Below are 24,819 nucleotides of genomic sequence, written 5' to 3'. Positions count from 1 at the left end.
GGAGTGCCCGGTGTCCCTTCGCGAATCCGCCGCCGACATGCGCGACGAGCTGGTCCGTCTCCGCCACGCGCTGCACCGCGAGCCCGAACTCGGCCTCGACCTGCCCCGGACCCAGGAGAAGGTGCTGACCGCGCTGTCGGGCCTCCCTCTGGAGGTACGGCTCGGCGAGGGGCTGAGCTCGGTCACCGCGGTCCTGCGGGGCGACCGTCCCGGTCCCACCGTGCTGCTCCGCGGCGACATGGACGCCCTGCCGGTCTCCGAGCGCGGCGGTGCGGAGGCGGTCTCCCGGCTGGACGGGCGGATGCACGCCTGCGGCCACGACCTGCACACCACCATGCTCGCCGGGGCCGCCCACCTGCTCGCGGCCCGGCGCGACCGGCTCGCCGGGAACGTGGTCTTCATGTTCCAGCCGGGCGAGGAGGGACACCGGGGCGCGAAGATCATGATCGACGAGGGCGTGCTCGACGCCTCCGGCGCGTGGCCGGTCGCCGCCTACGCCCTGCACGTGATCAGCTCGGTGCTCCCGAACGGCCTCTTCCTCACCAGGAGCGGACCGATCATGGCGGCGGCCGACCGGCTCGTCGTGACCGTGCGCGGCGCCGGAGGGCACGGCTCGGCCCCGCATCTGGCCAAGGACCCGATCCCGGCCGCGTGCGAGATGGTCCTGGCGCTGCAGTCGATGGTCACGCGCGGCTTCGACGTGTTCGACCCGGTGGTGGTCACCGTCGGCTCCTTCCACGCGGGCACGGTCGACAACGTCATCCCCGAGGAGGCCCGGTTCGAGGCGACGATCCGGTCGTTCTCCGCCGCCTCCCACGAGCGGGTCCGGGAGCGGGCGGTCGCCCTCGTCGGGGGCATCGCCGCGGCGCACGGGCTCGAGGCGGAGGCCGACTTCGAGATGGGCTACCCGGTCACGGTCAACGACGGCGCCGAGGCCGACTTCGTCGGCGCGACCGTCCGCGAGGTCTACGGCGAGGAGCGGTTCGCCCGGTCGCCGCAGCCGTTCACCGGAGCGGAGGACTTCTCCTACGTGTGCGACCGGATCCCTTCGGCGTTCGTGGCCCTCGGCGCGTGCCCGCCGGACCTCGACCCGCGCGGGGCCGCCTACAACCACTCCCCCGAGGCCCGCTTCGACGACGGGGTCCTGACCGACGGCGCCGCCCTCTACGCCGAACTCGCCGTACGCCGCCTCGGCCTGGCCGCGAGCTGACCGCCGGCGGGCCGGCCGGGGCGGGACCCGCTCTGGAGGAGGCCCGGCGCGCCCGGGGCCGGGCGGGACACGGCCCGCCGGGCCGGACGGGCGGCGGCTCAGCCGGCGGGGGTGATGCGGATGCCCACGGTTCCGGCGCTCCCCCGGCGGAGCCTGCTGCCGAGGATGACCAGCCGGGCCTGCAGGCCGTACTTCCGCGTCAGCAGGCCCCGCGCCCGCTCGGTCTCCTCGGCGGACATGATCTCCGCCCGGCCCTCGACCTGCTCGCCCCGCGCGTTCCCCCGCACGTCGCACGCTCTGACCGCGACCTGCGGGTTGTTGCGGATCCGCTTGACCTTGCCCGCCGAGACCGGCGTCCAGATCACCAGGGCCTCGCCGTCGGGAGCCGCCCAGACCGGCGTGGCGACCGCCGCTCCGTTCCTGCGGTAGGTCGTCACGGAGACGTACGGCTCGGCCGCCAGCTCCCGGATGCTCGTCATGGCCGGAATCCTAGGCGGCGGCGGCGCCGTCCCGCCCCGCGGACACGCCCCGCCGCGCGGAGGCGCCCGTCGGGGCCCCGCCGGATCCCGGACCCCGCCCGCCCCGGAACCCCGCCGGAGACGGTCAGGACGCCCGCCCCGGAACCCCGCCGGAGACGGTCAGGACGCCCCGTAGACCACCAGGGAGACCGCGACGTACTGCACCAGGTAGGCGGCGAGGGTGAAGGCGTGGAAGACCTCGTGGAAGCCGAACCAGCGGGGCGAGGGGTCCGGGCGGCGCAGGCCGTACACCACGCCGCCGACGGTGTAGAGCACCCCGCCGACGAAGATCAGCGCCACCGCGGCCACGCCCGCGCCCTCCGCGAGCTGGGGCAGCACGAACACGGCCGTCCAGCCGAGGGCGATGTAGAGGGCCGTGGACAGCCAGCGGGGCGCCCGGGTCCACAGCACCCGGAACAGCACGCCCGCGACCGCGCCGGTCCAGACCACGGACAGCACCACCACGCGGGCGGAGCCGTCCAGGGCGAGCAGCGCGAACGGGGTGTAGGTGCCCGCGATGATCAGATAGATGTTGGCGTGGTCGAGCCGGCGCAGCACCTCCTCCAGCCGCGGTGAGAGCGTGCCGCGGTGGTACGTCGCCGAGATGCCGAACAGCAGGCCCGAGGTGATCGCGTAGATCACGGCGGCGAGTCGCGCCTGCAGGGTCGGGCCCAGGGCCACCAGGAGGAAACCCGCGACGAGCGTGACGGGCAGCGCCCCGGCGTGCAGCCATCCGCGGAGCCGGGGCTTGATCGACTCCGGGAGCGACGTCTTCTCAGAAGCGGTCGTGGTCATGAACCTACGGTAACGTAACTTACGTCCGCGTAGGTTGTGATCTCCCCTACATCTTCGCCGCCACCACCGCCCGCCTCGCCGTGCGCGGCCCTTCGGCGACGCGCGCGAGGAGCGGCCGGGTGCGCATACGGTTTCTCCCGGAAGAGTCTCCACCGGCGGCGTATCAGAGGAAAGAGGAGCACAGGGATGTCCAGGCGGGAAGCACAGGGGCCGATGCCGGGCCGTTACCCGGTGACCTTCGGGGAGGTCGACCTGCTGCGCGACCTCGACCGGCCCTCGGGCTGGGTCGTCTCCTCCGGCGGCGTGCCCCAGTCCTACGTCGACCTGGACGACCCCACCTACCTCGACTTCGAGTACGTCCAGCTGATGGCCCTGGTGATCGACCTGCTGGACGAGGGACCGCTGGACGCCGTGCACGTCGGCGGCTGCGCCTGCACCCTGCCCCGCTACGTCGCGGCGACCCGCCCGGGGTCCCGGCAGATCGTCGCCGAGCCCGACGGCGGCCTGGTCCAGCTCGTCCGCGACCAGCTCCGCCTGAAGTCCGTGCCCCGGCTCAAGGTGAAGATCCTCGACGGCCGCAGCGCCACCGCCGGCCTCGCCGACGGCTCGGCCGACCTGCTCGTGCTGGACGCCTTCAGCGGTGCCGCGATGCCGCTCGACCTGGCCACCTCCCAGTACATGGGCGAGGTGGCCCGTGTGCTGCGCCCGTCCGGGACGCTGCTGGTCAACGTCGCCGACGGCAAGGGGCTGGCCTTCGCCCGGCGGGTGCTCGCGACGATCGGCGGGACCTTCCGCCACGTGGCGATGCTGGCCGAGCCCGGCGTGCTGCGCGGCCGCCGGTTCGGCAACCTCATCGTCGCCGCCTCACCCGCCGGCCTCCCCCTGGCCGGCCTGACCCGCCGGGCCGCGGGCGGTCTCACCCAGGCGCGCTGCCTGCACGGGGAGGAGCTGACCCGCTTCGTCGCCGGGGCTCCGCCGCTCAACGACGGCGACCCCGTGGTCGTCCCCGTCCCCCCGCCCGCCGTCTTCGGCTGACGGCCGACCGGGGCGCGTGAGGACCTCTACGGTCGGCCGGAACCCGCGACGAGGTGCTGCGGCGCCGGTTCGCGCCCTCCCCCGAGGAGGGCACGAACCGGCGCCCGTCCCGGTGCGCGCCTCAGCGCGCGGTGAGCGTGACGCAGGCGACCCGGGGCCCGGCGGAGCCCGCGTCGGCCCCGGCCGTCGTGGTCGGTTCGGCGTGGACGACCAGCGAGCGGGGCGGCCGGCCCGGAGCGAACGCCCAGTCCTGCTTCGCCGTCGCGGTGGCCGCGCCCCGCCGGTCGGTGGTGAAGTCGAGCCAGACCTCCCCGGCCGCGCCGGCGTGGGAGTGGCGGCCGTCGCGGTAGTGCGGCCCGGCGTCGTCGGGATCGGCCCCGCACGGGTTCACGTGCAGGTGCACGCCGTACGTCCGGCCGGGCAGGAAGCCGCCGGCCTCGACCTTCGCCGTGGAGAGCACCGCGCCGGACTCCGCCGTCACGCGGGCCCACGCCCCGGGCGGCACCAGCGCCCTGTCGTAGGCGATCACGGCGGCCCGCGGGGCGGGGGCGCCGAACGTGCCGCCGCCGGAGAGCACGATCCCCTCCGGGGCCACGTCGTGCACGGCCGGGCGGGCGTGGTCCTCCTGTCCGCCGCACGCCGCGGCCGGCAGGGCGGCGGACAGGACGGCGGCGGCGAGAATCCGCGGGAGGCGGCGCATCGGCATCTCCTCGGCCCGAAGGGAAGGACGCCCCACTCTAGTCAGTGACCGTCCGGGTACGCAGGGTGTTCGGCCGATGGAGTCCCCGTTCGCCGCCCCGCCCACCGCCCGCACGGCGGGAAGGCGTGCGAACGGCAGGCGGCAGGCGGGCAGGCGGGCAGGCGGCAGGCGGGCGTCAGGCCCCATGGGCGGCGGCGATCCCGTCGATGCGGGCGGCCAGGGCGAAGTCGTTCTCGGTCAGGCCGCCGGCGTCGTGGGTGGTCAGGGCCAGGTGCAGGGTGCGCCAGCGGATGTCGATGTCGGGATGGTGGTTCATCTTCTCCGCCTCGACCGCGATCTCGTCCACGATGCGGATCGCGGTCGGGAAGTCGGGAGCGGCCACCTTCCGGCGGATCTCGTCGCCCTCGCGCCGCCACTCGGGCACCTCGGCCAGCCGTCGCTGCACGGCGGAATCGTCAAGCAGGTCCATCTCCCCAGGAGATCACATCGGACGGGGGACGCCGGACAGCGCCACGCCCGCCCTGCGGCCGCCCGGCACCCGGGACTCCTCAACTCGCCGCGGTCGCCACCGATGAGGGGGTGTCCGCACCCCCTGCGTGCGACCCCGCCCCGGCGGGTCCACGGAAGTCCCGGAAAGAGTCCGCCATGAACACCCCTACGACCGAACAGCCGGTCCGGACGGCGCGGTCCCGCGCAGCGGATCTGAGCGTCCGCACGAAGATCATCGTCTCGGTCGTCATCGCGGCGCTGGTGGGGGCGGTCGTGGGAGCGCTCGGCATCAACGCGCTGAGCTCGTCCAACGACAACGCCCAGGCGATGTACTCCGACAACTTCGTCGGCATGGACACCACGGCCCTGCTGCAGACGCTCAACCTGCAACTGCGCCTGGACACCGTCAACCACGCCGTCGCCGTCACCCCGGCGGCCAAGGCCGAGTACAAGAGCGCGGCCGAGAAGACCGAGAGCGAGCTGCGCGCGGTCCTGGCCGCGTACGGCGAGCGCAACCCGACCCCCGAGCAGGTCGCCATCCTGGGCGAGTTCAGCGCGGCCTTCGACGCCTACAACACCGTGCGGGAGAACAGGTTCATACCGCTGAGCGAGGCCGACGACATGGCCGGCTGGGTGGCGGCGCGCAAGGAGGCCGGTCCCGTCATCGACAAGATGCTCGCCTCCCTGCGGAAGCTGATCGACTCGGAGAAGACCGCCGCCGCCGCCGCGGCCGAGCAGACCGCCGCGACCTACCAGGACAACCGCACCACCGTGCTGGCCGCGCTCGGCATCGGCATGCTGGCCGCGCTGGCGCTGGGCTGGGCCACCGCCCAGGGCATCGTGGCAGGGCTGCGCCGGGTGCAGGCGGTGAGCGAGGCGCTCAAGGACGGGGACCTGACCCGCGCCACCGGGCTGACCGGCCGGGACGAGGTGGGCCGTACCGGGCAGGCGCTGGACACCGCGGTGGAGCGGCTGAACACCCTGGTGCGCACCATCGACGGCGCCGCCGCCGGCGTCTCGGCCACCGCCCAGCAGGTCTCGTCGGTCTCCACCCAGGTGGCCGCGGGCGCCGAGGAGACCTCGGCGCAGGCCGCGGTGGTCTCGGCCGCCGCCGATCAGGTCTCCTCCAACGTGCAGACCGTCGCCTCCGGATCGGAGCAGATGGGCGCCTCCATCGCGGAGATCGCGGGCAACGCCGCCGAGGCGGCCCGGGTCGCGGCGCAGGCCGTCGCGGTGGCCGAGGCGACCAACCGGTCCGTCACCACGCTGGGCGAGTCGTCCCGGGAGATCGGCGCGGTGGTCAAGACGATCACCTCGATCGCCGAGCAGACCAACCTGCTCGCCCTCAACGCGACCATCGAGGCCGCCCGCGCCGGCGACGCCGGCAAGGGCTTCGCCGTGGTGGCCGGCGAGGTCAAGGACCTGGCGCAGGAGACGGCCAAGGCCACCGAGGACATCGCCCGCCGGGTGGAGGCCATCCAGAACGGCACCGGCGGGGCCGTCGCGGCCATCGCCGAGATCGCCGCGGTGATCGGGCGGATCAACGACTTCCAGACGACCATCGCCTCGGCCGTCGAGGAGCAGACCGCCACCACCGACGAGATGAACCGCAACGTCACCGCGGCCGCCTCCTCCTCGGAGGAGATCGCCGTCAACATCACCGGGGTCGCCGACGCGGCGCACTCCACCGCGCAGGCGATCGGCCAGGCCCAGGACGCCACCGCGTCGCTGGCGCGGATGTCGGAGGAGCTCAGCACGCTGGTCGCGCAGTTCCGCTTCCGGTGATCCGCTGACGGCCCCGTCCGGCGGCGCGGGGACGCCGGGCGGGGGAGCAGGACCGCGGGCCGGGCCGCCCGGCGCCCAGGCCGGGCGCCGGGCGGCCCCGCCTCCGGCACCACCCGACAAATTGCGGTTTGCCCCTTATTGCCAGAAAGCCGTACGTTTATGGCCATGCTGCTGGCCGACCAACGCCGTCTGCTCTGCGAGTACGGCCGCCGGGCCGCCGAGACCGGACTGGTCGTCGGGACCGCCGGGAACCTGAGCGTGCGCGCCGGCGACCTGGTCGCGGTCACGCCGAGCGGGGTCCCCCTGGACCGGCTGGAACCCGAGGCCTGCCCGGTCGTCGACGTGGCGGGCCACCTGGTCGAGGGCGCGCTGCAGCCCTCCTCCGAGACGCCGATGCACCTGGCGGTCTACGCGAGCGGCGACGCCGGGGCCGTGGTGCACACCCACTCCGTCTTCGGCGCCGTGGTGGCCGCCACCATGACGGAGCTGCCGGCCATCCACTACACCGTGCTCCTGCTCGGCGGCCCGGTCCGGGTCGCCGAGTACGCCACCTACGGCACCCCCGAGCTGGCCGCGAACGTCCGCGCCGCCCTGGAGGGCGGCAGGAGGGCCGCCCTGCTGGCCTCGCACGGCGGGGTCACCCTCGGCGCCGACCTGGACGGCGCCTTCGAGGCGACCCGGCTGCTGGAGTGGCTCTGCGAGGTCTACGTCCGCGCCCGCGCGGTCGGCGAGCCCCGGGTGCTCACCGACGAGGAGCTCGCGGCCGTGGCCCACCGGGCCTTCACCCCCCCGACGTTCCCCACCCGCGAGGACTGACGATGCCCCTCCAGCTGACCGGCGCCCCGAGCGACCCGGACCTGCTCCGCCTGCCCTGGGACGTGCCCCTGGAGAAGTGGCCGGAGCACCGCCTGGTCGCGCTGCCGCGCGGCATCTCCCGGCACGTGGTGCGCTTCGCCCGGCTCTCCGGCCGGGTCTACGCGATCAAGGAGATCAGCGAGCACTACGCCCGGCGGGAGTACCGCCTGCTGTGGGACCTGCACCGGCTGGACACCCCCGCGGTGGAGCCGGTGGCGTACGTCACCGGCCGGACGGGCGCGGACGGCGAGCCGCTGGACTCCGCGCTGATCACGCGGCACCTGCAGTTCTCCCTGCCCTACCGGGCCGTCATGTCGGGGACCATCCGGCCGGACACCCTCAACCGGCTGCTCGACGCCCTGGCGGTGCTGTTCGTCCGGCTCCACCTGAACGGCTTCTACTGGGGCGACTGCTCGCTGTCGAACGTGCTGTTCCGCAGGGACGCGGGCTCCTTCGCCGCCTACCTGGTCGACGCCGAGACCGGCGAGCTGCACCCGATGATCAGCGAGGGGCAGCGCCGGCACGACATCGACGTCGCGCACACCAACCTCTACGGCGAGATGCTCGACCTGGAGGCCGGCGGCCTGCTGCACCCCTCCATCGACCCGGAGCAGGTGGCCGACTCGGTCTGCTCGCGCTACCACGCGCTCTGGGGCGAGCTCACCTCCGACGAGATCATCGAGGAGGTCGACTGGCACATGATCGACCAGCGGATCCGCCGGCTGAACACCCTGGGCTTCGACGTCGCCGAGATGATGGTCCGCCGCAAGGCCGGCACCGGCCGGCTGATCGTCCGGCCCAAGGTCGTGGACGCCGGCCACCACCAGCGCCGGCTGCTCCGCCTCACCGGCCTGGACGTGGAGGAGAACCAGGCCCGGCGGCTGCTCAACGACCTCGACTCCTTCCGCGTCTCCTACGGCCTGCGCCACGAGGACGAGGCGATCGTGGCCCACCGCTGGCTGGCCGAGGTGTTCCAGCCGACGGTGGAGGCCGTCCCGGAGGAGCTGCGGCGCAAGCTGGAGCCCGCCCAGCTCTTCCACGAGGTGCTCGACCACCGCTGGTACATGTCCCAGGAGGCGGGGGGCGACGTCGGGCTGCACGCCGCCGTGCAGTCCTACGTGAAGAATGTTCTTGTTTTCAAGCCGGACGAGAAGGCACTTATCTCCGAAAGCTCGTAGCGGGTGTTGTACACGGAGTGCACTTCCTTCTACCCGGTGGATGAAACTTCCCCCTCCCCACATCTCCTTTTTTAATAGGACACATAACCCCCTCGGGAATTCCCTACTCTGGCCGGGCGACGTTTTCCGCAGTCGTCGGCAAGGGAGTTCGAGTGCTCGGAATCGAAGAGTGCCTGACCGAGGTGATGGCCATCCCCGGCGCGCTGGACGCGATCCTGATCGACCAGACCAGCGGGATGGCCGTGGCGATCGGCGGCGGCAGCCGCCACCTGGACGCGGAGAAGTCCGCGGCCGGCCTCAGCGGAACCCTCCAGGCGACCCTGGACGGGCTCGCCGTGACCTCCGCCACCGGCACGGTCCGCGTCAGCGAAATGATCATTAGTGCGGACGACGGACATCATTTACTGAAGCCCGTGGAAACGGTTTTCGATGGGCCATTAGTGATATATGTCCGACTCGATCCCGTGCGTTCGAATCTGGCCCTGGCCCGCCACCGGTTGCAGGCGCTTTCCGGCCGGCTCATCACGACGTGAGCCATGCCGACCGCCGAGAGCGTCCTGCGCGGACTCGCCGACGACCGGGCGACCGGCGCCCTGCGCCTGGGCAAGGCCGGGGTGTTCCACCTGACCGGCGGCAGGGTCACCTACGCCGAGAGCGCCTGCTGCCCCCGGGTCGAGGACCTGCTCGTCGCCGGCGGCCGGATCTCCGCGCACGCCGTACGGCAGGCCCGGCAGGCCGCGTCGCAGGAGCGGCCCGGCGGCGACCTGCTGGTCGACCGGGGCCTGCTCACCCGGGGCGAGCTGGAGTTCTGCGTCCTGGGCGCGGTGCTCGACGCCGCGTTCTTCCTGTTCGAGGCCACCGGCGTCCGGATGCGGTTCCGCCCGGAGGACCGGCACTGGCTCGGACCCCAGTGGTATTTCGACGTGACCGGACTGCTCCGGGAGCACGGGCGAAGGAGGGCACAGTTGGACCAGGCCTGGCCGTCCGCCGAGTTGGACACCCTTCCGGTCGTCCCGCTGGCGCGCATCCCCGCCCAGCAGGTCATGCTCACCTCCCTGCAGTGGGAGGTCCTGGTCGGCGCGGACTCCTCGGCGACCCCCGCCGATCTGGCCCGCAAGCTGGGCCGCCCCGCCTACTCGGTGCTGCTGGCCGTACGGCAGCTCGGCGCGGCGGGGCTGCTGCGCCGCCCGGAGCCGGCGCCGGACCCTCCCGCCGGGGCGCCTCCGCACACGTCTCCGGAGGCGCCGGCCGGGGCGCCTCCGGAGACCCGGGCCCCCGTCCCGGCCGGCGCCGCCGCCCCGGCCGGAATCGCGCCCGGGGTCCCGTCCGCCGAGGGACCCGGCCCGTCCGGGGCGCTCCCCCGGCGGGCGGGCGCCGCCGCCCGGGTCCCCGTCCCGGCCGGCGTCCCGGAGGGCGCGGCCGAACCGCTCCGGCCGCGGTCGTCCCCGGAGTGGCTCCCCGCCGCCACGGCGGACCCCACCGACGTGAACCTGCTCATCCGGCTGAGGAACGCATTGGAGGCGCTCGCATGAGGTCGGTCTCGTGCCGCTGACCCTGAGACTGCGGACGCTGAAGCGGATCGGAAGGAGGATGCCCGTGGAACTGCGTGACGAGGTGTACCGGGAGATGGTCCTGCTGCGGCGGCGCATGCCCGACGTGGACGGCAGCGTCGCGTGCAGCGTGGACGGCCTGGTGATCGCCGCGGACATGGCCGGCAGCGTCGAGCAGACCGGCGCGCTCTCCTCCGCCCTGCTGGCCCTCAGCCGCCGGATGACCGGCCTCATCGGCAAGGGCGCCCTGGAGGAGACCCTGATCTCCGGCACCAACGGCTACGCGGCCTTCTACGCCGCCGGCCCCAAGATCGTCCTCGCGGTCACGGCCCGCCCGGGCACCAACCTCGGGCTGCTGCGACTGGAGGGCCGCAAGACGGCGGCGAGCCTGGCCGCCATCGGCGAACGCATGTCGGCAACACCGAAACATTCGGCAACCCAGTGATCGGAGAGACCAATGGCCAGCATGGACGTGTCCCTCAAGGAGATGATGGCGATCGACGGCGCCATGGGCGCGGTGGTCGTGGACTACAACAGCGGGATGGCCCTGGGCGCGCTCGGGGGTTCCAAGGACCTCGACCTCCAGGTCGCGGCGGCGGGCAACACCGAGGTCGTCAAGGCCAAGCTGCGGACGATGGAGTCACTGGGCCTCAAGGCCACCATCGAGGACATCCTCATCACCCTCACCGACCAGTACCACATCATCCGGCCGATCACCGGCCGGGGCGGCAAGGGCCTCTTCCTCTACCTGGCGCTCGATCGGGGCCGCGCCAATCTGGCGCTGGCCCGGCACAACCTGCGCGGCATCGAGGAGAAGCTCGAAGTGTGAACCTCCGGCCGCGGTCCGCGCCGCCGGGAGGCGGGGGCCGCGGCCGGAGCCGCGGAGCCTAGCGCTCCGCGGCGGCGGTCAGGCCGCCGATCTCGGCGGCGAACTCCGGCCAGAGCGGGCGCGGCAGGTCGTGCCCCATGCCCGGGTAGGTGACCAGCCGGGCTCCGGGCACCGCGTCCGCCGTGGCGATCCCGCCGGACAGCGGCACGAGCGGGTCCTGCTCCCCGTGCAGGACCAGGGTCGGCACCGACAGCTCCTTGAGCTGCGGCGCGCGGTCGCCCGAGGCCGTGATCGCGGCGAGCTGCCGGGCCACTCCCGCCGGGTCGTAGGCCCGGTCGTAGCTCAGGCCCGCGAGCCGGGCGACCCGGTCGGTGTCGAGGGGGTGGTCCGGCGAGCCGATGACCTTCCAGGTCTCCAGGGCCCGCGCGATCACGGTCTCCCGGTCGGGCGCGGGCGGCGACATCAGCACCGCCATCGCGGCCGCGGTGGGCGGGGCGGCCTGCGGGCTCGGCGTGGACATGATCGAGGTCAGGCTGCGCACCCGGTCCGGGTGGCGGATGGCCATCGCCTGGGCGATCATCCCGCCCATGGAGGCGCCGGCCACGTGCGCCGACTCCAGGCCGAGCGCGTCCAGCAGCCCGGCGGCGTCGTCGGCCATGTCGCCGAGCAGGTACGGCGCGTCTCCGCCGGCGGAGCCGAAGGCGGGCGTGCCCGCGTCGTGGAAGTGGGTGGACTCGCCCACGTCCCGGTTGTCGAACCGGATGACGTGGTGGCCCCCGTCCGCCAGCAGCGCGCAGAACTCCTCGTCCCAGTGGATCATCTGGGAGCCCAGCCCCATGATCAGGAGCAGCGGACGGCCCCCGGGGGAGCCGAAGGTGTCGTAGGCGATCTCAATGCCGTTCGCCGAGGCGCGCAGAGCCATGTCACTCCTACCGTGCGGGTCCGTCGCAACAGAATCTCATTCTGGAAGCGCGGCGACAAGGGTCGTGCCCGGCGGGAGCGGGCGGGCTCAGTCCCACCAGAACGACCAGGCGTTCCTGCCCGTGATCTGCTCGGCGTAGTCGATCAGCGTCCCGGCCCCCTGCACGATGCTGTCGGGGCAGAACGTCCAGTGCTCGGCGGCCACGTGCAGGGCGTGCTCCCGGGTGACGGGCGGCGCCGCCACGCTCAGGTCCAGGGTGTTGAAGCCCATGCCGACCACCCGGGCGCCGAACCGGTCCTCCCAGCTGCGCACCACGGCCGCCAGCGGGACCATCCACTCGTTGTGGTTCAGCGCGCCCTGCCAGCCCATGGCCGCCAGCGCGTCGGCCCCCCGCTCCACGGCCACCAGCCCGAGGGGGGTGCGGCGCTCGGCCACGAGCCCGGCGTACCAGTCGGCGACCACGTCGGGGTCCGCCATCGGCGTCCCCGGCCCGGCCGGACCGGGGCACCGCGGGCCGAACGGGTCGAGGATCTCCACCTGGCCGGGGTGGGCCTTCTCGATCCAGTCCGCCCACACCTCGGCCATGAACGCGGCGGTGTTGTAGTTGTCGATCTCGGCGGGGGCGTCCGGCGCGATCTGGCCCGCCGTCCACGGCTGGACGGTGTCCTCCAGCAGCACCGGCCACAGGCCGGAGTACGGATGCTCGGCCCGCAGCCTGGTCCACAGCTCGGCGGGGACGACCGCGTCGCTGAGCCAGAACGCCGGGCGGTGGTACGACGTCGTCAGCAGCGACGTGTATCCGGGGTCGGGCCAGACCAGGTCTCCGGTCGGCAGCTCGACCGCGAGGGTGCGCCCCTCGCCGCCGTCGGCGAACAGCTGCCCCAGCAACGGCGGAAGCCGCTCACGCTCGCAGTCACCCATCTCTACCGTCCCGATCCCGCCCACGCCCCAATTCTGCCCGCCGGCCGCCACGCGCAGGGCGGAGGCCACCGATGCCCGGTCAGGGACAACTCGCCATAATTCCATCTACCGGCGGAATGCCGTCCCGCGGAGGCGCCTTCCCGGGGTGCGGCGTTGCTAAAATCGGCAATCGCCTGGAGTTCCGGGGTGCGCGGGAGGCCGCGGGAGGGCCTGGAGAGGGAGGGCGCCGCGGTGAGCACACCGCTGTACCAGCTGAAGGCGGAGTTCTTCAAGACGCTCGGGCACCCGTCGCGCATCCGGGTGCTGGAGCTCCTCAGCGAGCGCGAGCACTCCGTCGCGGAGCTGCTCCCCGAGGTCGGCATCGAGCCGGCGCACCTGTCGCAGCAGCTGGCGGTGCTCCGGCGGGCCAACCTCGTCGCCTCCCGCAAGGAGGGCTCCACCGTCCGCTACGCGCTGACCCACCCCGGCCTGGCCGACCTCCTCGCCGTGGCCCGGTCCATCCTCACCGGTGTGCTCTCCGGGCAGGCGGAGCTTCTGGAGGATCTGCGGGCCTCCGCTCCTAAGCGGGGGTGAGCAGGTCCCGGGCACGGGCGATGGCCGCCGGGGTGTCGGGGAAGACCAGCCCGTCGCGGCGCAGGTGCTCGGCGACGCCGAGCGCGGCCAGGACCTGGTCGTGGCCGGGCCGGATGCCCGACAGCAGCACGGTGATGCCGCGGCCCTCCAGGCGGGTGATCGCGTCCCCGAGGACCTGTGCGCCGGTGGCGTCGAGGGTCGAGACGCGCGACATCCGCAGGATCACCACGCGCACGTCGGAGATCTCCGACAGCTCCAGCAGGAAGCGGTGCGCGGCGGCGAAGAACAGGGGCCCGTCGAACCGGTAGGCGACGATGTGCTCCTCGAGCAGCCGCCGCTCCTCCTCGCCGTGGTCGCCGGTCTCCAGCGGCACCTGCTCCACCTGGGCGGTCCGCGCGATCGCGCGCAGCGCCAGGACGACCGCCACGCCGATGCCGACGGCGACGGCCGTCACCAGGTCGAGCACGACCGTGACGGTGAACGTGAGGATCATGACGATCGCGTCGCCGCGCGTCGCCCGGGCGATCGCCCGTAGGGAGCCGACCTCCACCATCCGCACGGTCGTGGCCAGCAGCACCCCGGCGAGCGCCGCCAGCGGGATGCGCCCGACGAGCCCGGAGGCGGCCAGCACGATCACCGCCAGCACGATCGCGTGGGTGAGCGAGGCCAGGCGCGAGCGGGCGCCGGAGCGCACGTTGACCGCGGTCCTGGCGATCGCGGCGGTGGCCGGGACCCCGCCGAACAGCGGCGCGACCAGGTTCGCGACGCCCTGGCCGAAGAGCTCCCGGTCCGGGTCGTGCTTCTCGTTGACGCTCATCGCGTCGGCGACCGAGGCGCACAGCAGGCTCTCCAGCGCGGCCAGCGCGGCCACGGCCAGCGCGGGCGGGACCAGCGCGGTGATCGATCCGAGGTCCAGGAAGTCCAGGGAGGGCGCGGGCAGCCCGGCGGGCAGCGCCCCGATGCGGGCGGTGTCGAGCCCGGCGAGTTCGGCCACCAGCGTGGCCAGCACCACGCCGACGAGGGAGAACGGCACGCCGGGCCGCCGACGGGCGCCGGCCAGCATGAGCGCGGCCACGGCCAGGGCCATGAGCAGGGGGACGGGGTCCGGGGCCGCGGCGTACGCGGCGACGGCCCCGGCCGCCACCTGCCAGACCCGCTCGCCGTCGATCCCGGCCACCCCGAGCGCCGCGGGGACCTGCTGCAGCGCGATCACCACGGCGATCCCGGCGGTGAAGCCCTCGATGACCGAGGTGGGCATGAACTGGATGTACCGGCCGACCCCGGCCACGGCGAGCACGATGAGGATCGCACCGGCCAGCAGCCCGACCGTCAGCACGCCGCCCGCGCCGAACCGGTGCACGATCGGCACCAGCACCACGGTCATCGCCCCGGTGGGACCGGAGACCTGCAGGTTGCTCCCGCCGAAGACCGCGGCGAGCACCCCCGCCACGACGGCGGTCGCCAGCCCGGCCGAGGCCCCCAGGCCGGAGCTGACCCCGAAGGCCAGGGCGAGGGGCAGCGCCACGACCGCCACGGTCAGTCCGGCCAGCAGGTCCCGGCGCGGGTTCCGGCGGGCCGGCGCCCAGTCCGCGCGGCGGGGCAGCAGGCCGGTGAGGCGATCGAGCAGCAGCGCGCCGGTGGAGGCCGTACCGGAGGACGCGCCGGCGGAGGCCGTACCGGAGGACGGGCCGGCGGAGGCCGTACCGGAGGGCGGGCCGACGGCCGGACCCGGGGGCGGGACCGGGCCTGCGGCCGGACCCGGGCCGGGGGCGGTGTCGGGGGTCGTGTCGGGGGTCGTGTCGGGGGCGGTGCTCATCTGCGGGCCTCCGCACGCAGCTCGGCCAGGAGCTCCCCCTGGCCGGCCAGCAGGTCGGCCAGGATCCGCCGCGCCGCGACCAGCAGCTCCGCCACGTCCGGGGTGGACAGGGCGTAGACGACGGTGGCGCCCTCCCGGGTGGCGCTCACGATCCCGGCCCGGCGCAGCACCGCCAGCTGCTGGGAGAGGTTGGACGCCTCGATGTCGACTTCGGCGAGGAGGTCCCGGACCGGCAGCGGACCGGCCTGGAGCAGCTCCAGCACCCGGATGCGGACCGGGTGCCCGAGCGTGCGGAAGAACTCCGCCTTGGCCTGGTTGAGCGGCACCGTCATGATCACGCCGTTCCGTCGGCGGGCGCACCGACCCCGCGCCGCACCTCGATGCCGTGCTGCCCGGCGATGCGCAGCAGGTTGTCCAGCCGGCCGGACAGGGCCTCGACCGCGTGGTCGTCGTGCGTCTCGTGTGCGAGCCGCACCTGCGCGTCGACCTCGTCGATGCGCGCCAGCAACTCCGCTCTGAACTCGCTCATGCACCCTGCTTCCCGTGGGCTTCCGTGGTCTTCCGGTGGACTTCCCGTGGACCGGCCCCGGCGCCTCGGCGTCCGGGCAACGGATACAGGCTACTTATAAACTTGCCAATTGCGTAATTCTTCAAGTCGTAAGGGGCTTGGGTAAGATGACGGCGGTGGTCCGCTCCCGAAGGTCTCCCCGCCGGCCCAGGTCCCGATCCGGATCAGGTCAGGACCGGGCGGGGCTCACCGGGTACGGTCACCGGCGAGCGAGGACCGGCCCGGGATACCGGGCCGCGCTGGCCCGCGATGCGACAATGACGAGAGGCCGGGCACGGTCTACGTGAGGGAGTGCAGCCAATGGGACGGGGTCGCGCCAAGGCGAAGCAGACGAAGGTCGCTCGCCAGCTGAAGTACAGCAGTCACCACATCGATCTCGAGCGGCTGCGTGAGGAGCTCGGCTCCGACGACGACCGTGCGCAGGACCGCTCCGAGACCGATGCCCCCGCGGGGGAGCCGGCCGACAGGTAGCGGCCGGAAGGCGCCGGACGGGCGGCGGGTCCCCGGACCCGCCGCCGACGCGCCCGGCCGTCCCCGACAGCCCGCGTCCGCGCCCCCGCGCGCCGTCCCGGGGCCCCGTCCCGACGGTGCCGTACGGCACCGGCCGCGTGGGACGAAGGTCCCTGGATCCCGCCGGGCACCGGCGAGGAGGCTGACCTCACGAACCGGCTTGGACCGGGTGAGGGAAGGACCGGAGATGACGAGAACGGTGCATGACACGCTCGCCGCCGAGGACGTGCTGGTGCTGACGCGGGGCCGGGTGCTCCCCGCCGAGGTCGAACGGGTTCAGGAGAAGGTCATCGCGCTCGCGCGGCACTGCGGCGAGCCCGTCCTGTTCGCCCGGGTCCGGCTCGGCCTGGCCTGCGACCCCGCCCTGGCCCGGCCCGCCAGCGCCCAGGCCCTCCTGGAGGTCAACGGCCGTCCGGTCAGGGCCCACGCCGAGGCCAGGACCGTGCACGACGCCATCGCCCTGCTCACCGACCGCCTGCGGGTGCGCCTGGACCGGACCGCCCGGGACTGGGAGGCCACCCGGGAGCGCCGGCTCCGGGACCCCGGCCGGATCTCGCCCCGGTTCCCCGATGGGCCGTTCCCCGATGGGCCGTTCCCCGGTTGAGGCGGTGACATTGGTCCCGCCCGGGGGGGCCTTTGCGCCGCAGCCCCGGGCGGGTCCCGTCCTGCACTCTTGAAGAGAAGAGAGACGGCAGCCACAAGCCAACGAGGTGACCCACCGATGACCGACTCCCGCGCGAAAGCCGCACCGCCCGCCGAAGTCCCCGCCACCGTAGACGTCCACGCCGCCGTGGACGCGCTGGTCGCGGACGCGCTCAAGGCTCTGGCCGCGTACGACTCCTTCACCCAGGAGCAGGTCGACCACATCGTCAAGAAGGCGTCCGTCGCCGCGCTGAGCCAGCACGGGGCCCTCGCGGTCCTGGCGGTCGAGGAGACCGGCCGCGGCGTGTTCGAGGACAAGGCGGTGAAGAACATCTTCGCCTGCGAGCACGTCACGCACAGCATGGCCGACCTCAAGACCGTGGGCGTCATCTCCCGCGACGAGATCAACGGCATCGTCGAGATCGCCGACCCGGTCGGCGTCGTCTGCGGCATCACCCCGGTCACCAACCCGACCTCGACGACCATTTTCAAGGCGCTGCTGGCGCTCAAGACGCGCAACCCGATCGTGTTCGCCTTCCACCCCTCGGCGCAGCGCTGCAGCTCCCGGGCCGCGCAGATCGTCCGCGACGCCGCCGTCGAGGCCGGCGCGCCCGAGAACTGCATCCAGTGGATCACCGAGCCGTCGCTGGAGGCGACCTCCGCGCTCATGCACCACGAGGGCGTCTCGACCATCCTGGCCACCGGCGGGAACGCGATGGTCAAGGCCGCCTACTCGGCAGGCAAGCCGGCCCTGGGCGTCGGCGCCGGCAACGTCCCGGCCTACATCGAGCGGAGCGCGAAGCTGCGCCGCGCCGTGAACGACATCGTGCTGTCCAAGACGTTCGACAACGGCATGATCTGCGCCTCGGAGCAGGCGGTCATCATCGACCACGGCGTCTACGACGCCGCGATCACCGAGTTCCGCCGGCTGCACGCCCACGTGGCCACGACCGCCGAGAAGGAGAAGCTGGAGCAGTTCATCTTCGGCACGACCGCCGGCGGTGAGAACTGCGCGGGCGCCAAGCTCAACCCCAATGTGGTCGGCAAGTCCCCGCAGTGGATCGCCGAGCAGGCCGGCTTCACCGTTCCCGCCGACACCTCCGTGATCCTCGTCCCGGTGTCCGAGGTGGGCCCGGCCGAGCCGCTGACCCGCGAGAAGCTCTGCCCGGTCCTCGCGGTGCTGCGCGCCGGCTCCCGCGAGCAGGGTCTGGACTACGCCGCGCAGATGGTGGAGTTCCACGGCCTCGGGCACAGCGCGGTCATCCACACCGAGGACACCGAGCTGGCCGAGAGCTTCGGCCGCCGCGTCAAGGCCGTCCGGGTGATCTGGAACGCCCCGTCCTCGCAGGGCGGCATCGGCGACATGTACAACGCCTTCCTGCCCTCGCTCACCCTGGGCTGCGGCAGCTACGGCCACAACTCGGTCTCCAACAACGTCACCGCGGTCAACCTCATCAACATCAAGCGCATCGGACGGCGCAACAACAACATGCAGTGGTTCAAGGTCCCCGCCAAGATCTACTTCGAGCCGAACGCGATCCGCTACCTCGCGGACATGCCGGACGTCAAGCGCGTGACGATCGTCACCGACTCCGTCATGACCAAGCTGGGCTTCGTGGACCGGGTCCTGGACGTGCTGAACCGCCGCGGCGAGCGGGTCGCCCTGCAGATCATCGACGACGTGGAGCCGGAGCCGAGCGTCGCGACGGTGGACCGGGGCGCCGAGCTGATGCGCGGCTTCCAGCCCGACACGATCATCGCGCTGGGCGGCGGCTCGGCGATGGACGCGGCCAAGGTGATGTGGCTGCGCTACGAGCACCCCGAGGTGGTGTTCGCGGACATGAAGGAGAAGTTCTTCGACATCCGCAAGCGCGCCTTCCGCTTCCCGACACTCGGTGAGAAGGCCAGCCTGGTCTGCATCCCCACCACCTCGGGCACCGGCGCGGAGGTGACGCCGTTCGCGGTCATCACCGACACCGCCACCGGCAAGAAGTACCCGCTGGCCGACTACGCGCTCACCCCGACCGTGGCGATCATCGACCCCGTGCTCCCGGCGAACCTGCCCCGGGTGGTCACCGCCGACAGCGGCTTCGACGCGCTGACCCACGCCATCGAGTCCTACGTGTCGGTCTACGCCAACGACTTCACCGACGGACTGGGCCTGCAGGCCGTCAAGCTCATCTTCAGGTACCTGGAGCGGGCGGTGAAGAACGGCGTGTCCGACCCCGAGGCCCGGGAGAAGATGCACAACGCCGGCACCATCGCCGGCATGGCCTTCGGCAACGCCTTCCTGGGCATCGTGCACGCCATGGCGCACACCCTGGGCGCCACCTTCCACGTGGCGCACGGCCGCACCAACGCGATCCTGCTCCCGCACGTGATCCGCTACAACGGCACCGTCCCGTCGAAGCTGTCGGGCTGGCCGAAGTACGAGGACTACCGGGCTCCGGAGCGCTTCCAGGAGATCGCCCAGACGCTGGGCCTGCCCGCGCGGACCGCGGCCGAAGGGGTGGAGTCGCTCGCGGCGGCGGTGGAGCGGCTGCGCGACGCGGTCGGCATCGAGCCCTCGTTCCAGAAGGTCGGCGTCGACGAGGCGGCGTTCATCGCGGCGCTGCCGCAGCAGGCCATGAACGCCTACGAGGACCAGTGCGCTCCGGCCAACCCGCGCATGCCGATGCTGACGGACATGCAGGAGCTCATGAAGGCCGCCTACTACGGGAAGTGACGGGCACGCGCTCCCGTTCTCACCGGTCCCGTCCAGCCTCCCGGCCGGACGGGACCGTCCCGCGTCCGGGACCGTCCGGAGGCGCCCCGCCCCGTCCTGGTCCCGTCCCCGCATCGCCCCGCCCGCCCCGATCCCGTCCCCGCATCGCCCGCCCCGATCCCGTCCCCGCGTCGTGGACTCCCGGGAAGAAATCTCGGAAGAATTCCCGGAGCCGTGTCGATCGGGCCACCGCCCGCTCGACGCGTCACCGAGAGGCCGGGAACGGACCCGGCCGGAACGACAAGGAGCACCACGATGCGGTTCCTCATGATGACCACCGAGACCCGGACCGTCCCGGACGAGCAGCTGATGACCGAGATGGGCCGGTTCATCGAGGAGATGAGCCGGGCCGGGGTGCTGCTGGCCACCGGCGGGCTGGACCCCCGGGCCACCCGCATCACGTCCTCCGGCGGTACGGTCACCGTGACCGACGGCCCCTACACCGAGGCCAAGGAGGCCGTCGTCGGGTTCGCGCTCATCGAGACGCGCACCAAGGAGGAGGCGGTCGAGCTGTCCAAGCGCTTCTGGAGGATCGCCGGTGACGGCGCGGGCGTGATCCAGCAGGTGTTCGGCCCCGAGGACCCGATGCCCGGGCAGTGAGCCCGGGCAGTGAGCCCGGCCCGTCGCCTCCCGGCACACGGGTCCCCACCCGACCGGCACACGGGTCCCCACCCGACCGGACCGGGCCGGCGGCGGACCGATGCGACCTCCTCGTCCGAGCCTGCCCGGGAGCTCTCGTCTGGACTTGCACGGGTGGACTCCGGGAGCTCTCGTCCGGACTTGCACGGGTGGACTCCGGGAGCTCTCGTCCGGACTTGCGCGGGTGGGCTCCGGGTGCTCTCATCGTCGGCGTGACGGCCTCCGACCCCCAGCGGGACATCCAGCGGACGATCGACGCGGTCTGGCGGATCGAGTCGGCCCGCATCATCGCCGGCCTCGCGCGGATGGTGCACGACATCGGCCTGGCCGAGGAACTGGCGCAGGACGCCCTGGTCGCGGCGCTCGAACAGTGGCCGGAGTCAGGTGTCCCGGACAACCCGGGCGCCTGGCTCATGGCCGTCGCCAAGCGCCGGGCCGTCGACCGGATCCGCCGGCAGCAGCGGCTGGAGCGCAAGCTGGAGGAGATCGGGCACGGACTGGAGGATGCGGATCCGGCCCCGGAGTTCGACGCGGTCCTGGACGCCGAGCCCATCGAGGACGATCTCCTCCGGCTGGTGTTCACCGCCTGCCATCCCGTCCTGTCCGCCCAGGCGCGCGCCGCGCTCACGCTCCGCCTGCTCGGCGGCCTGACGACCGAGGAGATCGCCCGTGCCTTCCTGGTCTCCGAGGCGACCGTCGCGCAGCGGATCGTCCGCGCCAAGCGCACGCTCGCCGAGGCGGGCGTGCCGTTCGAGGTGCCCGAGGGCGCCGAGCGCGCCGGTCGGCTGGCCTCGGTCCTGGAGGTCATCTACCTGATCTTCAACGAGGGCTACACCGCGAGCGGCGGCACCTCGTGGGTGCGCGTGGACCTCTGCCAGGAGGCGCTGCGCCTCGGCCGCGTCCTGGCCGGGCTCGCCCCGCAGGAGGCCGAGGTCCACGGCCTCGTCGCGCTGATGGAGATCCAGGCCTCGCGCACCCGGGCGCGTACCGGCCCGTCCGGCGAGCCCGTGCGGATCCTCGACCAGAACCGCGGCCTGTGGGACCGGCTGCTGATCCGGCGCGGTTTCGCGGCGCTGCTGCGGGCGGAGAGGATCGGCGCACCACCCGGCCCGTACGTCCTGCAGGCCGCGATCGCCGCCTGCCACGCACAGGCCGGCACCGCCGAGGAGACCGACTGGCCGCGCATCGCCGCCCTCTACGAGCTGCTCGTCCGGCTCACCCCCTCACCGGTGGTCGAGCTCAACCGCGCGGTCGCGCTCGGGATGGCGTACGGCCCGGCGCGCGGGCTGGAGCTCGTCGACGCCCTCGGCTCGGAACCCGCGCTGAAGGACTACCACCTGCTGCCGTCCGTACGCGGGGACCTGCTCGCCCGGCTGGGCCGCCTGGACGAGGCCCGCGCGGAGTTCGAACGCGCGGCGTCCCTCACCCGTAACCTCCCCGCACGTGCCGCTCTGCTGGCCCGCGCCGCCGCATGCACGCCCTCTTGACCTGCGTCGACGCCGTTCCATGCGGGCGACGTCGGGCCGCCGGGAAAAAATTCTGAGAAAAGTCCGGAGCCGTGTCGATCGGGCCGTCACCCGTTCGACGCGTGGTCAGAGAACAAGCAGACCAGCCTCCGGAAGGACAGCCGCCATGGCCGCCCCGCAGACCCCCGCCACCCGTACCACCGCCACGGGCACCGCCGCCGGTACCGCCGCCGCCGCGGACGCCGTCGGCACCGCCGCCTCCCGCAGCGCCGCCTCTCACGGCACTTCCCGCAACGCCGTCCCTCACGGCGCTCCCCGCAGCACCCTCCGCACGGTGCTGCGGACCCTCCAGATCCTCATCGCGCTCTTCCTGGTCATCGCCTCCGCCCTGCCCAAGCTCGCCGGCGAGCAGAACGCGGTGGAGACCTTCGAACTGATCGGCTGGGGCCAGTGGTTCCGGTACGTGACCGGTGCCGTCGAACTCGCGGGCGGGATCGGTCTGCTGGTCCCGCCGCTGGCCGGCGTCGCCGCGACCGGGCTCATCGGTCTGATGGCCGGTGCCGCCCTGACCCAGATCCTGGTGATCGAGCCCGCCTGGGCCCTGCTCCCGGTCGCGTTCGGCGCCGTACTCGCGTTCGTCGCCCGGGACCACCGTCAGCAGACCCGGACCCTGGTCCAGGCCCTGCTCCGGCCGCTGACCCGCTCGCCGCAGCGCTGATCCCCCGGGCGGCGGAACCGGAACCCCGGCCCCGCCGCCCGATCGCCGGCTCACCCCGGCCCGGACGGTTCCTCCTGGCTCGGCTCGAACCCGGCGGCGCGCACCGGGCCGAGGATGCTCTCCGGGCGGCCGGCTCCGGGGATCGGGATCATCACGGGGCTCCTGGCCAGTTCCCAGGCGAGGCAGACCTGCTGCGGCGGGACACCCCCCGCGGCGGCCACCTCGGCGAACGGTCCGCCGAACAGCGTGCGGCCCGGAGTCCGCTTCAGGTGAAGGACCGCCTCCCCACCTTCATGTCGGCCCACCTGTGTGTCGGCGCCTGATCCGGCCCGGACCGACTCAACGGTGGTGCTTGTGCTTACCCTGGCCGTACCCGCCGTACCCGGGCTTGCCGTACCCGCCGTGGCCGTGATCGCCGTACCCGCCGTGGCCGTGATCGCCGTACCCACCGTGGCCGTGATCGCCGTACCCGCCGTGGCCGTGATCGCCGTACCCGCCGTACCCGCCGTACCCGGGCTTGCCGTACCCGCCGTGGCCGTGATTGCCGTATCCGCCGTACCCGTAGTTCCCGTATCCGTATCCGTGATCGCAGTCCCTGTATCCGCCTCCGTATCCGCCATGGCCTCCGTATCCGCCGTACTGGCAGTTTCCGTACGGGTACGGGTGGCCGCCGTCGGCGCTGCCGGCCAGGACACCGCCCTGCCCGGTGAGCCCGAGGGCCGCGATGGCACCCGCGACCACCGCGGCACGCCGCATTGTCGTGATCATGATGGTTGCCCCCTCCACGGCCCGTGACCGGTGATCGACACAGATCACCCGAAGGGACGCCGCGTGATCAGCCTCTGGGACCGGACACGGTCGACACCCCGGGCTGAGGGCCGCTTCTCCCACCCAGCCTATGCTCACAGGCCCTGCCGACCGCCGGACGAAACCCATATGTCGACAAGAGCAGCAAACGATGACTTGGCATCACTCACCGCCCTTCCGTCCCTGGCTTTCTCCGCCTCACCCACCCGTTCAGCACCGTACGCCCCTCCCCCAACCCGCAGATCCCCGGCCCGCCACCGTTGATGTTGTCGATATGGCGTGATCCACCCTCGTTTTCCAGCCATATCGACAACATCAACGCGTTGCCCTCCGGAATGCGGGGCCGCGAGGCCGTCCTCGTGTGAGACTTCGATGGTGCCGCGACGCCCCCGCCTCCCCGAAGAGCTTCGCAGCGGCCCGTTCCAGGGATCGCAGGCCGTACGCGACGGTCTGCTCACCCGCGGAGAGTTGCGCAACGCCTGCTGGAAACGCATGTTTCCCGACGTCTACGTCCATCACTCCGAGGAGATCACCCTCGATCTGCGCATCACCGCCATCGCCCTGCTCCTTCCCGAGGGCGGCGCGGTCAGCGGGCACGCGGGCGCGTGGCTGCACGGCGTCGATCTCCTGCCGAACACGCCCAGCCCGGATGGCGCCGCTTCACCCCGCACCGGCACGGCGGCGTCCCTCCCGGGTCAGGACCGCACGACGGCCCGTCCCGGCCGGAAGGACCACGCGGTCATCGAGGTGGTCGTCCCGCCAGGCACGACCATGCGCCCCCGCGCCGGAGTGTCCGTACGGCACGCCGCCCTGGCCCCCGGCGAGATCACCGCGATCCGCGGCGTCCCTGTCCTCACCCCGCTGCGGCTCGCCTTCGACCTGGCCCGGACCGGACCCGACCTGACCGAGGCGGTCGTGGCCGTCGACGCGCTGGCCCGCACCCGCAGACGCCGCCATTTCGCCCCCGCCGCCCTGCTGGAGACGGCCGCCCGTCATCCGCGGCAGCGCGGCGTACGGCGGCTGCCCGAGGTCGTCGAGCTGAGCGACCCGCTGGCCGAGTCCCCCATGGAGACCCGCCTGCGGCTGCTGCTCGTCCGCGCGGGCCTGCCCCGGCCCGTCTCCCAGTTCGAGATCTGCGAGGAGACCGGCCTGCGCCTGGCCCGCGTCGACCTGGCCTACCCCGACGCGAAACTCGCCATCGAGTACGACGGCGACAACCACAACGGGCGGTGGATGAAGGACGTCCTGCGCCAGAACCAGATCTTCGCCGAGGGCTGGCGGCTGCGCCGCTACACCAAGCAGGCGATGTACGGCGCACCCGAACTGATCGTCCAAGAGATCACCCGCCTCCTGGGCGACCTCCGCGCCCGTTGACCGCGGCGACACGGCTCGGTCCCGACGGATGCTCCGGAGCCGCTCACGGGCCCCGTCACCCCATGAACTCGTCATCCGCGGCGGACAGGCCGCTGCGATCGGTGCGTGGACTTCACGGGTCGAACCTGAGTGATCGGACGCCGCCCGGGGTGGAG

At 73.1% G+C, this 24,819-nt stretch carries 28 protein-coding genes; 17 read left to right on the top strand and 11 right to left on the bottom strand.

Features of this window, described 5'->3' with window-relative positions; genetic code table 11:
* Positions 1-10: 10 nt before the first annotated feature.
* Entirely contained in the window at positions 11-1,210 is a 1,200-nt protein-coding gene (locus HS045_RS15640) for a M20 family metallopeptidase (RefSeq protein ID WP_196452078.1), read from the top strand.
* 98 nt (positions 1,211-1,308) lie between these two features.
* On the opposite strand, the gene HS045_RS15635 is transcribed toward HS045_RS15640, so the two are convergent.
* Together HS045_RS15635 and HS045_RS15630 are read right to left on the bottom strand one after the other, a co-directional pair.
* Positions 1,309-1,689, bottom strand: a complete 381-nt coding sequence (locus HS045_RS15635) for a PPOX class F420-dependent oxidoreductase (protein ID WP_196452077.1) — start codon at positions 1,687-1,689, stop codon at positions 1,309-1,311.
* A 159-nt stretch (positions 1,690-1,848) separates the two neighbouring features.
* On the bottom strand, positions 1,849-2,523 hold the full coding sequence (locus HS045_RS15630; RefSeq protein WP_196452076.1) for a hemolysin III family protein: 675 nt from the start codon (positions 2,521-2,523) through the stop codon (positions 1,849-1,851).
* A gap of 186 nt (positions 2,524-2,709) precedes the next feature.
* Here HS045_RS15630 and HS045_RS15625 point away from each other — a divergent pair, with 186 nt between their 5' ends.
* The gene (locus HS045_RS15625) at positions 2,710-3,558 is read left to right on the top strand and encodes a spermidine synthase (protein ID WP_230884052.1); all 849 of its coding nucleotides are present in this window, start codon (positions 2,710-2,712) and stop codon (positions 3,556-3,558) included.
* A gap of 121 nt (positions 3,559-3,679) precedes the next feature.
* On the opposite strand, the gene HS045_RS15620 is transcribed toward HS045_RS15625, so the two are convergent.
* Both HS045_RS15620 and HS045_RS15615 read right to left on the bottom strand, forming a co-directional pair.
* Positions 3,680-4,258: a superoxide dismutase family protein gene (locus HS045_RS15620; RefSeq protein WP_196452075.1), complete on the bottom strand. Its 579-nt coding sequence runs from the start codon at positions 4,256-4,258 to the stop codon at positions 3,680-3,682.
* 175 nt (positions 4,259-4,433) lie between these two features.
* Positions 4,434-4,727, bottom strand: coding sequence for a 4a-hydroxytetrahydrobiopterin dehydratase (locus tag HS045_RS15615; RefSeq protein WP_189237780.1), 294 nt, complete (start codon positions 4,725-4,727; stop codon positions 4,434-4,436).
* 176 nt (positions 4,728-4,903) lie between these two features.
* On the opposite strand from HS045_RS15615, the gene HS045_RS15610 reads away from it, so the two are divergent.
* The 7 genes from HS045_RS15610 (at position 4,904) to HS045_RS15580 (ending at position 10,944) form a co-directional block, all read left to right on the top strand.
* Entirely contained in the window at positions 4,904-6,532 is a 1,629-nt protein-coding gene (locus HS045_RS15610; RefSeq protein ID WP_196452074.1) for a methyl-accepting chemotaxis protein, read from the top strand.
* Between the two features lie 165 nt (positions 6,533-6,697).
* Positions 6,698-7,348 carry a class II aldolase/adducin family protein gene (locus HS045_RS15605; RefSeq protein WP_196452073.1) on the top strand — a complete coding sequence of 217 codons (651 nt, stop codon included), beginning with the start codon at positions 6,698-6,700 and terminating at the stop codon, positions 7,346-7,348.
* A 2-nt stretch (positions 7,349-7,350) separates the two neighbouring features.
* On the top strand, positions 7,351-8,565 hold the full coding sequence (locus HS045_RS15600) for a DUF4032 domain-containing protein (protein ID WP_196452072.1): 1,215 nt from the start codon (positions 7,351-7,353) through the stop codon (positions 8,563-8,565).
* A 152-nt stretch (positions 8,566-8,717) separates the two neighbouring features.
* A complete protein-coding gene (locus tag HS045_RS15595) occupies positions 8,718-9,098 on the top strand; it encodes a roadblock/LC7 domain-containing protein (RefSeq protein ID WP_196452071.1) in 381 nt (126 codons plus the stop codon).
* 3 nt (positions 9,099-9,101) lie between these two features.
* Positions 9,102-10,097: a DUF4388 domain-containing protein gene (locus tag HS045_RS15590; protein WP_196452070.1), complete on the top strand. Its 996-nt coding sequence runs from the start codon at positions 9,102-9,104 to the stop codon at positions 10,095-10,097.
* A gap of 64 nt (positions 10,098-10,161) precedes the next feature.
* Positions 10,162-10,560, top strand: coding sequence for a roadblock/LC7 domain-containing protein (locus tag HS045_RS15585; protein WP_196452069.1), 399 nt, complete (start codon positions 10,162-10,164; stop codon positions 10,558-10,560).
* 12 nt (positions 10,561-10,572) lie between these two features.
* The gene (locus HS045_RS15580; RefSeq protein WP_196452068.1) at positions 10,573-10,944 is read left to right on the top strand and encodes a hypothetical protein; all 372 of its coding nucleotides are present in this window, start codon (positions 10,573-10,575) and stop codon (positions 10,942-10,944) included.
* Positions 10,945-11,002: 58 nt separating this feature from the next.
* On the opposite strand, the gene HS045_RS15575 is transcribed toward HS045_RS15580, so the two are convergent.
* A complete protein-coding gene (locus tag HS045_RS15575) occupies positions 11,003-11,866 on the bottom strand; it encodes an alpha/beta fold hydrolase (protein ID WP_196452067.1) in 864 nt (287 codons plus the stop codon).
* A gap of 87 nt (positions 11,867-11,953) precedes the next feature.
* Entirely contained in the window at positions 11,954-12,787 is an 834-nt protein-coding gene (locus HS045_RS15570; RefSeq protein ID WP_196452066.1) for a DUF4253 domain-containing protein, read from the bottom strand.
* 231 nt (positions 12,788-13,018) lie between these two features.
* Between HS045_RS15570 and HS045_RS15565 the strand changes: the two genes are divergently transcribed.
* Positions 13,019-13,360: a metalloregulator ArsR/SmtB family transcription factor gene (locus HS045_RS15565; protein ID WP_196452065.1), complete on the top strand. Its 342-nt coding sequence runs from the start codon at positions 13,019-13,021 to the stop codon at positions 13,358-13,360.
* Here HS045_RS15565 and HS045_RS15560 read toward each other — a convergent pair.
* Genes HS045_RS15560 through HS045_RS15550 form a run of 3 tightly spaced genes read right to left on the bottom strand, consistent with a single transcriptional unit; the run spans position 13,347 to position 15,705 of the window.
* Positions 13,347-15,176 (bottom strand): SulP family inorganic anion transporter, encoded by a 1,830-nt coding sequence (locus HS045_RS15560; protein WP_196452064.1) that lies wholly within the window; start codon positions 15,174-15,176, stop codon positions 13,347-13,349. The two genes, HS045_RS15565 and HS045_RS15560, sit on opposite strands and share 14 nt — an antisense overlap.
* Positions 15,173-15,508 (bottom strand): helix-turn-helix transcriptional regulator, encoded by a 336-nt coding sequence (locus HS045_RS15555; protein ID WP_196452063.1) that lies wholly within the window; start codon positions 15,506-15,508, stop codon positions 15,173-15,175. Before HS045_RS15555 ends, HS045_RS15560 begins: the two co-directional genes overlap by 4 nt.
* 2 nt (positions 15,509-15,510) lie before the next feature.
* The gene (locus HS045_RS15550; protein ID WP_196452062.1) at positions 15,511-15,705 is read right to left on the bottom strand and encodes a hypothetical protein; all 195 of its coding nucleotides are present in this window, start codon (positions 15,703-15,705) and stop codon (positions 15,511-15,513) included.
* A 339-nt stretch (positions 15,706-16,044) separates the two neighbouring features.
* Between HS045_RS15550 and HS045_RS35470 the strand changes: the two genes are divergently transcribed.
* The 6 genes from HS045_RS35470 (at position 16,045) to HS045_RS15520 (ending at position 22,483) form a co-directional block, all read left to right on the top strand.
* Positions 16,045-16,215, top strand: a complete 171-nt coding sequence (locus HS045_RS35470; RefSeq protein WP_196452061.1) for a DUF3073 domain-containing protein — start codon at positions 16,045-16,047, stop codon at positions 16,213-16,215.
* Positions 16,216-16,441: 226 nt separating this feature from the next.
* Positions 16,442-16,858, top strand: a complete 417-nt coding sequence (locus HS045_RS15540; protein WP_196452060.1) for a hypothetical protein — start codon at positions 16,442-16,444, stop codon at positions 16,856-16,858.
* Between the two features lie 117 nt (positions 16,859-16,975).
* On the top strand, positions 16,976-19,621 hold the full coding sequence (gene adhE, locus HS045_RS15535) for a bifunctional acetaldehyde-CoA/alcohol dehydrogenase (protein ID WP_196452059.1): 2,646 nt from the start codon (positions 16,976-16,978) through the stop codon (positions 19,619-19,621).
* Between the two features lie 294 nt (positions 19,622-19,915).
* Positions 19,916-20,260 carry a YciI family protein gene (locus HS045_RS15530; protein ID WP_196452058.1) on the top strand — a complete coding sequence of 115 codons (345 nt, stop codon included), beginning with the start codon at positions 19,916-19,918 and terminating at the stop codon, positions 20,258-20,260.
* Positions 20,261-20,604: 344 nt separating this feature from the next.
* Positions 20,605-21,786 (top strand): RNA polymerase sigma factor, encoded by a 1,182-nt coding sequence (locus tag HS045_RS15525; RefSeq protein ID WP_196452810.1) that lies wholly within the window; start codon positions 20,605-20,607, stop codon positions 21,784-21,786.
* 145 nt (positions 21,787-21,931) lie between these two features.
* Positions 21,932-22,483 carry a DoxX family protein gene (locus tag HS045_RS15520; RefSeq protein WP_196452057.1) on the top strand — a complete coding sequence of 184 codons (552 nt, stop codon included), beginning with the start codon at positions 21,932-21,934 and terminating at the stop codon, positions 22,481-22,483.
* Positions 22,484-22,533: 50 nt separating this feature from the next.
* Here the strand turns inward: HS045_RS15520 and HS045_RS15515 are convergent, their stop codons facing one another.
* Together HS045_RS15515 and HS045_RS15510 are read right to left on the bottom strand one after the other, a co-directional pair.
* On the bottom strand, positions 22,534-22,788 hold the full coding sequence (locus HS045_RS15515) for an aldo/keto reductase (protein ID WP_307827540.1): 255 nt from the start codon (positions 22,786-22,788) through the stop codon (positions 22,534-22,536).
* Positions 22,789-22,822: 34 nt separating this feature from the next.
* Positions 22,823-23,251: a hypothetical protein gene (locus tag HS045_RS15510; RefSeq protein WP_196452056.1), complete on the bottom strand. Its 429-nt coding sequence runs from the start codon at positions 23,249-23,251 to the stop codon at positions 22,823-22,825.
* Between the two features lie 414 nt (positions 23,252-23,665).
* Between HS045_RS15510 and HS045_RS36165 the strand changes: the two genes are divergently transcribed.
* Positions 23,666-24,664: a DUF559 domain-containing protein gene (locus HS045_RS36165; protein ID WP_196452055.1), complete on the top strand. Its 999-nt coding sequence runs from the start codon at positions 23,666-23,668 to the stop codon at positions 24,662-24,664.
* Positions 24,665-24,819: the final 155 nt, after the last annotated feature.

Origin of the sequence: Planomonospora sp. ID82291 (assembly GCF_015711645.1) — a bacterium.
Classification (GTDB): Bacteria; Actinomycetota; Actinomycetes; order Streptosporangiales; family Streptosporangiaceae; genus Planomonospora.
The sequence above is the reverse complement of the archived record's forward strand: the minus strand, read 5'-3'. Positions and strand labels throughout refer to the sequence as shown.